This is a genomic window from Streptomyces sp. SUK 48, from assembly GCF_009650765.1.
GTDB lineage: Bacteria > Actinomycetota > Actinomycetes > Streptomycetales > Streptomycetaceae > Streptomyces.
The window spans coordinates 1026387-1040181 of the sequence record NZ_CP045740.1; the positions used below are offsets into that span (position 1 = coordinate 1026387).

The 13795-nt window shown below is 72.6% G+C and carries 14 protein-coding genes; 1 reads left to right on the plus strand and 13 read right to left on the minus strand.

Annotated elements, in window-relative coordinates; genetic code table 11:
• From GHR20_RS04345 to GHR20_RS04400, 12 genes are all read right to left on the minus strand, one after another.
• Positions 1–786 (minus strand): ABC transporter ATP-binding protein, encoded by a 786-nt coding sequence (locus GHR20_RS04345; RefSeq protein WP_153812290.1) that lies wholly within the window; start codon positions 784–786, stop codon positions 1–3.
• The gene (locus GHR20_RS04350) at positions 783–1757 is read right to left on the minus strand and encodes an iron chelate uptake ABC transporter family permease subunit (protein WP_153812291.1); all 975 of its coding nucleotides are present in this window, start codon (positions 1755–1757) and stop codon (positions 783–785) included. Before GHR20_RS04350 ends, GHR20_RS04345 begins: the two co-directional genes overlap by 4 nt.
• Positions 1758–1774: 17 nt before the next feature.
• Positions 1775–2797, minus strand: a complete 1023-nt coding sequence (locus GHR20_RS04355; RefSeq protein ID WP_153812292.1) for an iron chelate uptake ABC transporter family permease subunit — start codon at positions 2795–2797, stop codon at positions 1775–1777.
• A complete protein-coding gene (locus GHR20_RS04360) occupies positions 2794–3792 on the minus strand; it encodes an ABC transporter substrate-binding protein (protein ID WP_153812293.1) in 999 nt (332 codons plus the stop codon). The genes GHR20_RS04355 and GHR20_RS04360 overlap by 4 nt, the downstream gene beginning before the upstream one ends.
• Before the next feature lie 143 nt (positions 3793–3935).
• A complete protein-coding gene (locus tag GHR20_RS04365; RefSeq protein ID WP_153812294.1) occupies positions 3936–4790 on the minus strand; it encodes a siderophore-interacting protein in 855 nt (284 codons plus the stop codon).
• Complete coding sequence (locus GHR20_RS04370) at positions 4787–5026, minus strand: phosphopantetheine-binding protein (RefSeq protein WP_153812295.1); 240 nt, start codon at positions 5024–5026, stop codon at positions 4787–4789. Before GHR20_RS04370 ends, GHR20_RS04365 begins: the two co-directional genes overlap by 4 nt.
• Positions 5027–5179: 153 nt before the next feature.
• Positions 5180–6382, minus strand: a complete 1203-nt coding sequence (locus GHR20_RS04375; RefSeq protein WP_153812296.1) for an isochorismate synthase — start codon at positions 6380–6382, stop codon at positions 5180–5182.
• A gap of 294 nt (positions 6383–6676) precedes the next feature.
• Positions 6677–6907, minus strand: a complete 231-nt coding sequence (locus GHR20_RS04380; protein WP_153812297.1) for an MbtH family protein — start codon at positions 6905–6907, stop codon at positions 6677–6679.
• A gap of 19 nt (positions 6908–6926) precedes the next feature.
• Entirely contained in the window at positions 6927–8336 is a 1410-nt protein-coding gene (locus GHR20_RS04385) for a SidA/IucD/PvdA family monooxygenase (RefSeq protein WP_153812298.1), read from the minus strand.
• Positions 8337–8523: 187 nt separating this feature from the next.
• Entirely contained in the window at positions 8524–9156 is a 633-nt protein-coding gene (locus GHR20_RS04390) for an isochorismatase family protein (RefSeq protein WP_153812299.1), read from the minus strand.
• A gap of 15 nt (positions 9157–9171) precedes the next feature.
• Positions 9172–10836: a (2,3-dihydroxybenzoyl)adenylate synthase gene (locus tag GHR20_RS04395; RefSeq protein WP_275549592.1), complete on the minus strand. Its 1665-nt coding sequence runs from the start codon at positions 10834–10836 to the stop codon at positions 9172–9174.
• Positions 10837–10897: 61 nt separating this feature from the next.
• Positions 10898–11692, minus strand: a complete 795-nt coding sequence (locus GHR20_RS04400) for a 2,3-dihydro-2,3-dihydroxybenzoate dehydrogenase (RefSeq protein WP_153812301.1) — start codon at positions 11690–11692, stop codon at positions 10898–10900.
• A 715-nt stretch (positions 11693–12407) separates the two neighbouring features.
• Between GHR20_RS04400 and argB the strand changes: the two genes are divergently transcribed.
• Positions 12408–13280, plus strand: coding sequence for an acetylglutamate kinase (gene argB / locus GHR20_RS04405; protein WP_243878293.1), 873 nt, complete (start codon positions 12408–12410; stop codon positions 13278–13280).
• On the opposite strand, the gene GHR20_RS04410 is transcribed toward argB, so the two are convergent.
• Positions 13254–13769 carry a GNAT family N-acetyltransferase gene (locus GHR20_RS04410; protein ID WP_243877929.1) on the minus strand — a complete coding sequence of 172 codons (516 nt, stop codon included), beginning with the start codon at positions 13767–13769 and terminating at the stop codon, positions 13254–13256. The genes argB and GHR20_RS04410 overlap by 27 nt on opposite strands.
• Positions 13770–13795 lie beyond the last annotated feature (26 nt).

Sequence of the window (13795 nt, forward strand, 5' to 3'; positions counted from 1 at the left end):
TCACTCTCCTTGCAGTGTGGGGACGACCATCGGGGTGGCGGCCACCGGGTCGGGCACGATGACGCTGGGCAGGTCGAAGACGTCCTTGATCAGCGCGGCGTCCACGATGTCCGCGGGCCTGCCCTCGGCCACCACCCGTCCGTCGCGCATGGCCACCAGGTGGTCCGCGAAGCGGCACGCCTGGTTGATGTCGTGCAGTACGGCGATGACGGTGCGGCCCTGGTCGCGCAGCTGGGCCAGCAGGCGCAGCAGTTGGTACTGGTGGGTGATGTCCAGGAAGGACGTCGGTTCGTCGAGCAGCAGGTAGGGGGTCTGCTGGGCGAGCGCCATGGCGATCCAGACCCGCTGCCGCTGCCCGCCGGACAGTTCCTGGACGGGCCGGCCGGCCAGTTCCAAGACGCCCGCGGCGGCCATCGCCTCGGTGACGGCCCGCTCGTCGCTCGCGGACCACAGGGACAGCAGCGACTGGTGCGGGAACCGGCCGCGGGCGACCAGTTGCCGGACCTTCACGTCGTCCGGGGCCAGCGGGTCCTGGGGCAGGAAGCCGACCTGGCGGGCCAGTTCCTTGGACGGGTACGACCCGACCTCGCGCCCGTCGAGTTCCACGTGTCCCTCGGCGGGGCGCAGCAGCCGGACGAACGCGCGCAGCAGGGTGGACTTCCCGCAGGCGTTGGGGCCCACGACCGCGGTGAACGCGCCGTCGGGGATGTCGAGGCTCAGCCGGGTGGCCACCACCCGGTCGCCGTAGCGCAGGGTGATCTCCCGCGCGGTCAGGCGTGCGCTCATGCGCGCCTCACCTCCTTGGTCAGCAGCCAGATCAGATAGCAGCCCCCGACGGCGGTGCTCACCACACCGACGGGCAGCGCGACCGGCGCCAGCAGCGCCTGGGCGATCAGGTCGGCGCCCTGGAGCAGGACGGCTCCGGTCAGGGCGGCCGGGAGCAGGGGGATGCCCGCCGAGCCGGCCAGTCGGCGGCCGATCTGCGGAGCGGCCAGCGAGATGAACGCGATGGGTCCGGCGACCGCGGTCACCGTCGCCGTGCAGCCGACGCCGACCAGCACCATGAGCAGCCGCAGCCGGCCGAGCGCGACCCCGGTGGTGACCGCGAGCGGATCACCGAGCGCGGTCTGGTGCATGGCGCGGGCCTGGACGGCGATGACCGTCAGCAGTACGGCGATCACCCAGAACGGGATCCACAGGTCCGACCAGTCCACGCCGTTGAGGGAACCGGCGCTCCAGCCGACCGCGGCGATCGCGATGTCCAGGTCGGCGCGGAGCACGATCCAGGAGTTCAGCGCGGTCACCATCGCGTTGACCGCGATGCCGATCACCACGAGGCGCAGCCCGGAGAAGCCCCGGTCGGCGGAGAGCAGGTAGACGACGGCCGAGACGAGCAGTCCGCAGACCACCGAGGAGGTGGCCAGCTGGGCGGAGGTGCCCGAGAGCACGGTCATCGCGAACAGCGCGCCGGTGTAGGAGCCGGCGTCCAGGCCGATCACGTCGGGGCTGCCGAGCGGATTCCGGGTCAGGTTCTGGAAGATGGCTCCCGCCACCCCGAGCGCGGCCCCGAAGACGGCGCCGGCCGCCACCCGGGGCAGCCGCCAGTCGATGATCACCACGGACCGCTTCCGCCCGGTCAGGGCGGACAGCACCTCTCCGGGGGAGGCCCAGGACGCGCCGTAGCAGAGCCCGAGCAGGCCGAGCGCGAGGACCAGGGCGGCCAGGACGACGGCGACCAGCAGCGGGCGGCGCGCCACCCGCGGAACGTACCCGGTCACAGTGCCCCCGCCCCGTAGCGGCGGACGGTCCAGATCAGCATGGGGCCGCCGAGGAACGCGGTCACGATGGCGACCGGCATCTCGCCGGTGGGCAGCAGCACGCGGGCCGCGGTGTCGGCGGCCAGCAGCAGCACGGGACCGAGCACCATCGAGTACAGCACCAGCCAGGGCACCGAGCCGCCCGCCGCCCTGCGGGCGAGGTGCGGCACGATGAGGCCGACGAACAGGATGGGGCCCGCCACCGCGGTCGCGGCGCCGCTGAGCACGGTGATGAGCACCAGCGTGACGGCCTGGGTGCGGGCCACCCCGGCGCCCAGGGTCCGGGCCACGTTCTCGCCCAGTGCCAGGGCGTTGAGGGACCGTCCCAGTGCCAGCGCCGCCACGAGGGCGATGCCGATGGCGACGAGCGGCAGGGTCAGCGGTTCCTGTTCGCGTCCGGCGAGGGTGCCGACCGACCAGAACCGGTAGGCGTCGAACAGCTTCGGGTTCATCAGCCGCAGTCCCAGTGCGATGCCCCCCAGTACGGCGGTGAGGGCCACGCCGGTGAGTACGAGGCGCAGGGGCGCGCGCCGTCCCACCGACAGGACCAGCAGGGCGGCCAGCACCGAACCGGCGACGGCGCACAGGAGTTGGCCGCCCTGCCCGCCGGCCAGGCCGAGCGCGGCGCCGACCGTGACCGCGAATCCCGCGCCCGCGGTGACCCCGAGGACGCCGGGCTCGGCGAGGGGGTTGCGGGCGAGGGTCTGGATCAGCGCGCCCGCGACCGCGAGGGCGGCGCCGACGGCCGCCGCCAGCAGCGCCCGGGGTGCCCGGACGTCTCGTACGATCACGTCGTCGTTCGTTCCTCGGTAGTCGAACAGGGCCCTGACCACGTCGGCGGGGGGCACGGCGTGGGCGCCGACGGCGATGCTGAGGACGACGGCGGCGCCGAGCAGGACCAGCCCGCCGATGAGCAGGCCGGTCCGCCTCAGCTCCCGCCCGGCGCTCTCCCCCTGGGCGGGGTGGTCCGTAGCGGTCACTTGTCCAGCAGGGGCGCGAACGCCTTGTCGATCGCCTTCAGGGTCTTGAGGGCGTCCCCGTAGGTCGAAGCCTCGGTGCAGGCGATCGGGAACGTCATCTTCTTCTTGACCGCGGGGAGGTTCTGCCACAGCTTCGAGTCCAGGACGGACTTGACCGAGTCCGGGACGCTGCCGTCGGCGTTGACCGAGTAGGTGATGGCGTCGGCCTGGCCGAGCGAGTCCGTGATCTGCTCCATGGAGGGGTATTCGCTCACCGACTTGGAGCCGGGCCCGGCCTTCTTGACCTTGCCGTAGTAGTCGGCGCCGACGTCCTGGACCACGTTGGTGCCCCACGAGCCGTTGAACTCGCGCTGGAAGGTGCCCTTGGAGGTGTCGCCGTACGCGCCGACGTGGCCGAGCTTCAGCTGGGGCAGCACCTTCTGGTACTTCTTCTTCAGCTTCGCCGCCTCGGCCTCGTATGTGGCCTTGTCGGACTCGTACTTGGTGAGCACGCCCGCCGCGTCCGCCTGCTGGGCGGACACGTCACGCCACTGGGAGGGCAGGGTCGGGCCGATCGCGACGACGGGGGCGATGGACTTGAGCCGCTTCATGTCGATGTCGCCGAGCACCGGCACCGGGACGCCGAGCACGATGAGGTCGGGCTTGGCCTCGGCGATGGCCTCGTAGTTGGTCTCCGACGCCTGCTCGCCCGCGACCTTGGTCAGCTTCTTGTAGGTGGCCATTTCCTGGCCGTCCATCATCGGTTCCCCACGCTGCCAGGAGGAGATGCCGACGAGCGGGGCGCCGGCCTCGATCAGCGTGGGCACGGCGTAGCCGGTGGCCACCACGCGCTTGGGGTGGACCGGGATCGTCACCTTGCCGTTGTCCGCGGTGAAGACCCGGGTGTCGTTCTTCTCGGGCTTGCCCGCGGCGTCGTCGTTGGACGATCCGCACGCGCTCAGGGTCAGGGCCAGTGCGACGGCACCGACGAGACCCGCTGATCTGCGCGTGAACATGTGCGACTCCTTCTGACATGCGAGACCGGTCCGCTCCTTCGAGCGGTTGTGCCTCGGTCCATGGCCTTCCGGCAGGTCGCCGGAAGGAATTCGTGGGTGGATAAAGGGGTGGGGGTGGTGGGACGGCCGGGACGCCCGTGCCGTCAGTGCTCGTGCTCGTCGTCGAAGTCGGCGATGCCGCGCTTCCAGTAGCCGGTGATCTCGTAGTCGGCCCGGTCCAGGCGCAGTTCGTCGCGGACCCAGCGCCGCAGCGGTTTGATCTGTCCGGCCTCGCCGGCGATCCACGCGTACAGCCGCTCGCCCTCGGCGACGGGTACGGCGGTGACGGCCTGCACCAGGGCGTCACCGGTGCCCGCCGGGCGGTCGCCGCGGTGCAGCCAGCGCACCTCGACGGCGGCCGGGGCAAACAGTTCGATCTCCTCCGCCGCGCCGGCGACCTCGATGAACGCCCAGCCCTTCGCGTCCCGGGGCAGCTCCTCCAGCCAGCGTGCGATCGCGGGCAGTGCCGTGATGTCACCGACCAGCAGATAGCGGTCGTAGACGGGCGGGACGATCAGCCCGCCGGGCGGTCCCGCGACGTGCAGGACGGCACCCGGGCCTACCCGCTGGGCCCAGTCCGAGGCCAGACCGCCCTCGTGCGGGGCGATGTCGATGTCGATCTCGCCCGCCTCCGGGTCGTAGCGGCGCACGGTGTACTCCCGTGAAGTGGGCGCGGGACGCGGCCACTTCAGCAGGTCGCCGTCGGGTTCCGGGAGGCGCAGCGATCCGTCGGGCTCGGGGAAGAGGAGCTTGACGTGGTCGATGGGCGAGTGCGCCTCGAACCCCTCGGTGCCCGGGCCGCCCAGGGTGACCCTCAGCAGACCGGCGCCGACCGTCGTGGTGCGTACGACCTCGGTGCGGCGGACGCGGATCGGGTAACGCACCTTCTCGGGGCGGGGCCCGGCCAGGACCTCCTCGATCCGCTCCAGGTGGCCGGGCCGGTGCTCGGTGCGGCTCATGCCTTCTCACCCGTCAGGAGGGCCTGCCAGTGGGCAAGTTCGGGGCGTTCCGCCAGGTCGGGCAGTTCGAGGTCGCCGGCGCCGTCCGCCCGCCAGCGCTCGACGAGGGTCATGAGCCGTACCGAGTCGAGACCGAGGTCGCGCAGGTCGTCGTCGGGGGCTATCTCAAAGGGAGCACAGCCCAGCAGTTCCGCGACGTCCGCGCGGATGCGCGCGGGTGACAGTGCCTCACTCATCGGTTGTCTCCTCGGGACAGGGGTGCCGACGGCGGGGTCGGCGATCGGCCGGACAGGTGGGACGGTTGGGAAGGTCGGGACGGGCGGGATGCCATGCGGACGCCGGGGTCCGCGGCAGCCGGACGGGAAGTTTGCCGGGGTCCGCGGCGCGGCTCATGCGAGGTGCTCGAGGCCGAGGGCGCGCAGCAGGGTGCGGAACTTGGCCGAGGTCTCGGCCAGTTCGGCCTGCGGGTCGGAACCGGGGACGATGCCGGCTCCGGCGAACAGGCGTACGGTGCGGTCGCAGACCTCGGCGCTGCGGATCGTCACCGCCCACTCGCCGTCGCCGTCGAGGCCGCTCCAGCCGACCATGCCCGCGTAGTAGCCGCGGTCCTCGGGCTCCAGTTCCGCGATGGCGGTGAGCGCCCGGGGCGCGGGCACTCCGCAGACGGCGGGTGTGGGGTGCAGCGCCTCGGCCAGGCCGAGCGCGGAGCAGGCCGGGTCCAGCGGGTCCCGCAGCCGTCCGGTGATCCGGGTGGACAGGTGCCACATCGTCGGTGTCCCGATCACCTCGGGGCGCTCGGGGACGTCGAGGTCGGCGCAGAACCGGCCGAGCACCTCGGCCACCTGGGCGGCGGTGTACGCGTGTTCGCCGAGGTCCTTCGCCGAGTCGCGCAGCCGCGCGATCCGTTCCCGGTCGAGTCTCTCGTCACCGGCCCGGGGGGCGGACCCGGCCAGCGGGTTGGCGGTCACGCGGGCACCGTGCCGGGACACCAGCAGCTCCGGGCTGGCGCCGACCAGAGTGCGCGGGGCGGGGTCGCCGGGGGCGGTGACATCGGCGGCGAAGGCGTAGGACGCCGGGTCGGCGTGGACCAGCCGGGTCAGCAGCGCGGGCACGGCCACGGGATGTTCGCCGGCCAACTCCAGGGAACGGGCCAGCACCACCTTGCGCAGCTCGCCGTCGCCGATCAGCTCCAGCGCCCGGCTCACCGCGGCGGTGTAGCCCTCGGGTTCGGGGCGGGGCCGAACCGTCCACCCGGTGCCGGGTCCCGGCCGGCGCGGGTGGCCGGCCAGGGCGGAGGGGGCGCCCGCGCGCCGTACGACCGCGGGGACCAGCAGGCCGGCGTCGCCGTCCGGACGGAATCCGGCGGCCCCGACCACGACGGGATCGGGCAGTCCGGCCACGGCCGCCGCGTCCAGTGCCTCGGCCGCGGCGAGGGCCCGGGCGCCGCTCCCGGCACGTATCCGGGTGTGCACACCGTCGGCGAGCAGGGTGCCGCGCGCCGAGGAGAAGTAGAACGAGCCGGTGAGGTAGGCCGCCAGCAGGTCGGAGGGCCGGTGCATGGGGCTGGGGCGCATCAGGGTGGATAGGGACACGTCGGTGCATCCTTCATTCGGGCGTGCGGTCTGGGCGCCGGCGGCACGGCGGTTTCTCCGGGGCGGTCGTCCTGCCGGGAGAGGCGCGCCGGCTCGCGAGAGCGGTGACGAGCGAGGACATCGGCAGGGGTTCCGGGCGGGGAAGCAAGGGCTCCGAGAACCCGGCCGGATACGACAACCTCACCAGATAGTTAGGTTAGCCTTACTTTATTAAGAGGAAGGCTGGACGGTCAACTGCCCGTCCGCACAGGGAACTTGTGTACGGGAGCGTGCCGCCCACCGGGCCCGCGACTCTCAGGCGTCCGGCACCGCGGCTCGCGCGTGCTCGATCAGGCTCGTAGGCCGCATATCGGTCCAGTGCCGGCTGACGTGGGCGAGACATGCCTCGCGGGTGTCCTCGCCGTGGGCGACGGTCCAGCCCGGGGGTACGGCGGCGAAAGCGGGCCAAAGGGAGTGCTGATTCTCGGAGTTGACGAGGACGAGGTAGCGGGCGCTGTCGTCCTCGAAGGGGTTGGTGGCGGCCATGGCCGGTCTCCTGGCGGGGTCAGGGGGTGGGGAGGGGGACGGTGCCGGTCTCGGCCGCGAGGCCGGCGGCCTCGGCACCGGCGTCCGTGCGCTGGGCGCGGTCGAGGAGGAGTGCGTCGCAGATCTCACCGGCACGGACGGCGAGGGTGGACAGCAGGGAGGAGGTGATGCCGTGGGTGTGCTCGGTGGCGGCGCCCTGGAGGTAGATCCCGGCGCGGACGGCGGCAGTGGTGGCGATCCGGTGGTCGCGTCCTATGCACAGCCGCCCCTGGCCGTCGGTCAGGCAGTGTTCGGCCAGCGGGCCGAGGAGGGTGCGGGGGTCGGAGGGCCGGTAGCCGGTGGCCAGCACGACGGCGTCGCAGTCGAGGGTGCGGGGGTCGCCGTCGATCAGGGGGCGCAGCGCCACGCGGACACCGTGGGGGCGTTCCTCGACGGCGGTCAGGGCGGTGGTGTTCAGGATGCGCAGCCGCTCGGTGCCGGCGACCTTCTCCTGGTAGACGGTGCGATAGAGCTGCTCGATCAACTCGCCGTCCACGACGGAGTAGTTGGTGTTGGCGTGATAGCCGAGCAGGGATTCCTTGACCTCGTCGGGCGCCGTGTAGAAGTCGTCGACGGCCGCCGGGTCGAAGATGCGGTTGGCGAAGGGGCTGTCGTCGGCGGGGCTGTAGCCGTAGCGGCTGAAGACCGCGCAGACCTCCGCGTCCGGGAACTCGCGGTGGAGGAACTCGGCGGCCTCCGCGCCGGACTGGCCCGCGCCGACCACCACGAAGCGCCGCGCCGGGCGGTCCTTCAGGGCCGCCGCCCGCGGCAGCAGCTCCGAGCTGTGCCACACCCGCGGCCCCGGCGTCACGTTCTCCGGGAACCTGGGCACCAGTCCCGTACCCAGCACGACGTTGCGCGTCCGCAGCACTTCGTCACCGGGGGCGCCCCCGTCGGCGAGGTCCGGGGCGGGGCGGGTGTGGACCTCCAGGACGGAGGCGGCACCGTCGCCGTCCGCGGTGGGCCGCAGGGCGTACACCTGGCGCCCATAGCGCACCTGGTCCTCCACCATGGCCGCGCACCAGCGGAGGTAGTCGTGGAACTCCACGCGGGTCGGGAAGAACGACTTCTGGTTGATGAAGTCGGCCAGCCGGCCCTTGTCGTGCAGGTAGCGCAGGAAGGTGAACCGACTGCCCGGGTCCCGCATCGTCGCCAGGTCCTTCAGGAACGAGACCTGCATCGTCGCGCCCGGCAGCAGCATTCCCCGGTGCCAGCCGAACTCCTGCTGCCGCTCCACGAACACCGAGCGCAGTCCACGACCGCCGCCGTGCGCGTTCTGCTCCGCGACCGCGACGGCCAACGCCAGATTCGCCGGACCGAAGCCCACACCGACCACATCCTGGACCGGCCACTGACCCGGCCCACCGGCAACCGCACGCCCTGCTGACATCTTCGCCCTTCGACAAGGTCCCGCGAGGGACCGACAAACAATCTTCACTTAGGCAAGCCTTGCCTAAGTTTTCCTGGGATCGGGATGGTGTCAAGCCTCATCGGCCTCTCAACACCGGGTATTGCAAAAGGAAGTTGATGACGCATCAACTCATGTGCCGTGCGCCGGACTCGGCGGCGACGGCCGCTCAGAAGGACTCGGCCGCCTGGTCCGTGGTGATCACCATCGCGCACCGGCCGGCCGCCCAGCGCAGGGCCATCTCGTGGTCCTCGCGGGAGAAGTCCGCGACGGCGTCGGCCACCACGAACGCCTGGATGTCCCGCATCCACGCGTCGCAGGCCGTCGTCATGACACCGATGTGCGCGTACACACCGACGACGACCAGCTGATCGCGTTCCTGGTTTCGCATCAGGTCTGCGAGGTCCGTGCGGGCGAACGCGCTGTATTTCCACTTGGTCAGCGTCGTGTCGCCGGGCCGGGGGGCCACGGATTCCGGAATGGCCAGGGCCGCCGGATCGTCGGCCACGCCCGGCCCCCAGAAGTCGAGTTGGAGCCCGCGTTCCTCGGGGGTCTGGCCGCCGCGCTGGACCGAGTAGACCACGGGCGTCCCGGCCTGCCGGGCCGCGTCGAGCAGCCGGGCGGTGTTGGCCAGCATGCCGGTCAGCGGCTGTTCGCCGGGCGGGAAGGCGGAGAGGAAGTGCTGCTGGAGGTCGTGCACCAGCAGCACCGCCCGCGACGGGTCCACGGACCAGGAGACCCGGTTGTCCGGCAACTGGCCGGCGGTGGGCAGGGGGTAGCCGGTGATGGACGGAAGTGCCATGGGGGCAGGGGCCTTTCAGCGCTGCTCGAAGGGGACCGCGGCCGAGCGCAGCCCCTTCTTGCTGACCTTGCCGACGCCGGTCTGCGGGAAGGCGTCGACGAAGCGGACGAGGTCGGGGATCTTGTAGGCGGCGACACCGCGCGCACGGACGAACGCCTTGATCTGGGCGGCCGTCGGCGGCTCGGCGCCGGCGCGCAGGATCACATGGGCGAGGGTGCGCTCGCCGAGGTAGTCGTCGGGCACGGCGACCAGGGAGACGTCGTGGACCGCCGGGTGGGCCAGGATGATGTTCTCGATCTCCTCCGGGGCGAGCTTCTCGCCGCCCCGGTTGATCTGGTCCTTGGCCCGCCCCTCCACCATCAGGTGCCCGCTCGCCGTGCGGCGGACGATGTCACCGGTGCGGTAGAAGCCGTCCTCGGTGAACGCGGACCGGTTGTGCTCCGGAGCCCGCCAGTAGCCGCGGATGGTGTAGGGGCCCCGGGTCAGCAGATGCCCGAACCCGCCGTCGGGCACGTCCCGGTCGGCGTCGTCCACGATCCGGATCTCGTCGTCGGGCGAGATGGGCAGGCCCTGGGTGGTGACGACCGTCTCCGGATCGTCGTCCAGCCGGGTGTAGTTGACCAGGCCCTCGGCCATCCCGAAGACCTGCATCAGCCGGCAGCCGAGTGCCGGTTCCAGCCGCCGCGCCGCCTGCTCACTGTATTTGGCCCCGCCGACCAGCACCAACTCCAGGCTGGACAGGTCGTTTTCGGTGCGCGGTGCGCTGTCCGTCCACAGCAGGGCGAGCGGCGGCACCAGGCCGGTCATGGTGATCCGCTCCTGCTCGACCAGGGCGAACGCGGTCGTCGGATCGGGCTTGGGGCACATCACGACGCGGCCTCCGGCGTACAGCGTGCCGAGCCAGCCGGGGGAACTCATGGGGAAGTTGTGGGCGGCGGGTAGGACGACCAGGAAGCGGGTGTCCGCGTCGACACCGCAGATCTCGTTCGAGCCGCGCAGGGAGTAGAGGTAGTCGTCGTGGGTGCGGGGGATCAGCTTGGACACCCCGGTCGTCCCGCCCGACAGCTGGAGGAACGCCAGTTCGTGCGGTTGCGGTTCGGGCAGCGGTCCGGACGCGTCGCACGGCACGTCGGACAGCGCCGTGTGCCCGCCCGGGTCACCCGCCACGAAGATCTCCCGCAGGCCGGGGGCGCTTTGCCGGACCCGGGTGGCGAGGTCGCGGTGGTCGAAGCCGTCGTGCACGTCCGGGATCACATAGGCGACGGCCTCGGAGAAGGCGCAGAAGTGCGTGATCTCGGTGTCGCGGTGGGCGGGCAGCGCGAAGACGGGCAGCGCGCCCAACCTGAAGAGGGCGAAGACCACTTCGGCGAACTCGGCGGTGTTGGGCAGCTGGACGACCACCCGGTCCCCGCGCCCGATGCCGCGCCCCGCGAACCCGGCGGCGAGCCGGTCGGCGGCCTCGTCCAGCTGCCGGTACGTCCGGGTGCGGCGCCCGGGCGCGAAGTCCACCAGGGCGACCCGGTCGGGATGGGCGGCGGCCCGCTCGCGGAGCATGCGGCCGAAGGTCTCGCCCTGCCAGTGACCGGCCCGCCGGTAGCGCTCGGCGAACTCCTCGGGCCAGGTGGGAGCGTCCACGCCCGGGGTGAGGCCCGAGGGGGCGGGTATCGGTTCGATGGTCACGGCGTGGCTCCACGGTGTTCGGCGGGGTTCGTCACGGGGCGGCGGTGTGCGCGGAGGGCGGTCAGGCGCGCAGGGTGGCGCCGCCGTCCACGTACAGGTCATGCAGGGTGATGTGCCGGGCGCGGTCGGAGACCAGGAAGGCGACGGCGTCCGCGATGTCCGCCGGCTCGGCGATCCGGCCGAGCGGAATGCCGGTGCGGTACGACGCCAAGTCCCCCTCGATCACAGCCCGTCGGCCGCTGTCGGGGCCGCCGGGCGCTCTGTCCCACATGGCGCGCTGCATGTCCGTGTCGGTGGAGCCCGGGGACACGGTGTTGCACCGCACCCCGTACGGGGCGACCTCCAGCCCGAGGCATTTGGTGAACATCACGGCGGCGGCCTTGGAGGCGGCGTAGGCGGCCATGCCGGCGCGGGGCACGCCGGCCGCGTTGGAGGCGACGGTCACGATGCTGCCCCGGCGCCGTTCGGTCATCCGGCGGGCGGCGGCCCGGCAGACATGGAAGACGCCGTCGGTGTTGACCGCGAACACGGCCGCCCAGTCGGCGTCGTCCAGGTCGGCCACGGCCGCGCCGCGCAGGACGCCGGCCACGTTGACCACGATGTCCAGGGGCCCCAGGGTCCGTTCGGCCTCGGTGATCAGATCCTCCACCGCCGTGGCGTCGGTCACGTCCAACTCCCGGCCCGTGACCCGGCCTTCGTACCGTGCGGCCAGCTCGGCCACGGCCGCACCGTCCACATCGGTGGCGAGGACCCGTGCACCCCCTGCGGCGAGGGCCTCGACCACGGCGGCGCCGATACCCCGCGCCGCCCCGGTCACCAGGGCCGCACGACCGGTCAGTTCGGGCTCGCCGCTCATACGACCGCCCCCTCGTATCGGGCGCCTGATCGGTGAACGGCAGATGGGGATCTGTGGGATGACGTCATGGCCTCGGATTTCCGGCGAACGCGCAACGGATGCGACCACCCGGGGGGACACCACGGCCCGCCCCCGGCGACTTAGGTAAGGCTAACCATACCTTTACCTCGATGGGGATCGTCAACGTCGACGCCATGTCACCCGGATCACCCCCCGAGAACCCAAGTCCCCGCGGTGTCCTGCGGTTTGTGGCCGGGGGCCCGGGACGCACCCGTACGAGCGAGCGGACCGCGTCGTCGGGTAACGTCCCCGGGGACGACGTCGAGGCGGCCGTTCCCGGCCGGCGCGTCGGACTGTCGGACGCCGGAAGCAGCGACACCGCCCACCGCACCGCACAGCCGGCACCCGTCACCGCGCACCGGACGCACTGGACGCACCGGTCCGCGCCGCGGCACACCGCCGCATCCGCACATCCGGCCGCACCGCGCCCGACGTACGCGCGCCGCCGGCTCCCCGGCCACCCGACTCCGCGCCGTCCGCACGGCCCTGTCCCCGGGGCGGTCCGACGCCGGGCCGCGCGAACCGACCCCATGGCCCCCACCAGGGGCCTCAGCGAAGGGACGACCATCCGATGACATCGACTTCCGCGCCTGCCGCACCCTCCACTCCCCCACCGGCCGACCCCACACCCCGCCTGGAGGCGTCCGCGGGCAAGATGGTCGTCGTGAAGTTCGGGGGCCACGCCATGGTCGACGAGGCGCTGCAACGGTCCTTCGCGCGGGACGTCGTGACGCTGCTGCGGGCCGGTGTCCAGCCGGTGGTGGTGCACGGCGGCGGGCCCCGGATCAGCTCCCTGCTCGCCCGGCTCGACCTGGAAGTCCGCTTCACGGCCGGGCTGCGGGTCACCACGCCCGAAGTCCTCGACGTGGTGCGCATGGTGCTCGCCGGGCAGGTGCAGCGGGAGCTCGTCGGCCTCATCAACGCGCACGGCCCGCTGGCGGTCGGACTGACCGGCGAGGACGCGCACACCCTCACCGCCGTCCGCAGAGCGGCCTGGGTGGACGGCGAGCCGGTGGACATCGGGCTGGTGGGCGATGTCGTCCGGGTGGACCCGGAGACGATCCGCGCGCTGCTGTCCAAGGGCCGCATCCCGGTGGTGTCACCGCTCGCCAGGGGAGCCGGGGGCGAGGTCTACAACGTCAACGCGGATCTCGCGGCGGCGGCCCTGGCGGGTGCCCTGGGCGCGGAGCGGCTGATCGTCCTCACCGATGTCACCGGGCTGCACGCCGACTGGCCGGCGAGCGACGAGGTGATCGAGCGGCTGACCGCGTCGGAACTCGACGCGCTGTTGCCGGACCTGACCGGTGGGATGGTGCCCAAGATGGAGGGGTGCCTGCGGGCGGTGCGCGAGGGGGTGCGGGCGGCGCGAGTCATCGACGGACGAGTGCCGGGCGCCCTGCTGCGCGAGGGATTTCGCGACCGGGGCGCCGGCACCACCGTGTTCCCGGACCGGTCCGGCGAACACGGCGAGGACATCGGCCGGCGCACCCGGCCGGACCGGTCACAGAGCCCGGCTGAGCACCCGTGACCCCGGGCGGGGAGCGAGCCCGGCCGGCCAGGCCGCCGACACGTCGGCCACGGTGAATCCATGGCGCAGGAACAGTGCCGCGTCGCCGCTGGTCGCGGCGAACACCGTGGCGGCTGAGCGGGCCGCGGCCTCGGCGAGGAGCGTGGTCAGCAGTGCCGTACCGACGCCCCGGCCCTGACTGGCCGCCGCCACACAGACGTTGTAGACGACAGCGGTGCGGCCGGGGTCCCGGCCCTCGGGTGCCGCGTGAATCCGCAGCCCCGCGCAGCCCTCGATCCGGCCGGGCGCCGACTCGGCGAGCAGGAAGTCGGCCGCGTCGCGCGCGTACTCCGCCACGGTCCGCTCGCGCAGCTCGCCGGTCCGGGCGAACACCCGGGAGAGGCGGTGCAGCGCGGGCGCGTCGTCGCGCCCGGCCGCGCGCACCACCACCGGAGGCGCGGGAGGGGGTACGAGGAGTGGTGCGACGTGGAGTACGGAGTGGGGATTCACCGTGCTCTCCTCACTGGATCTGATGG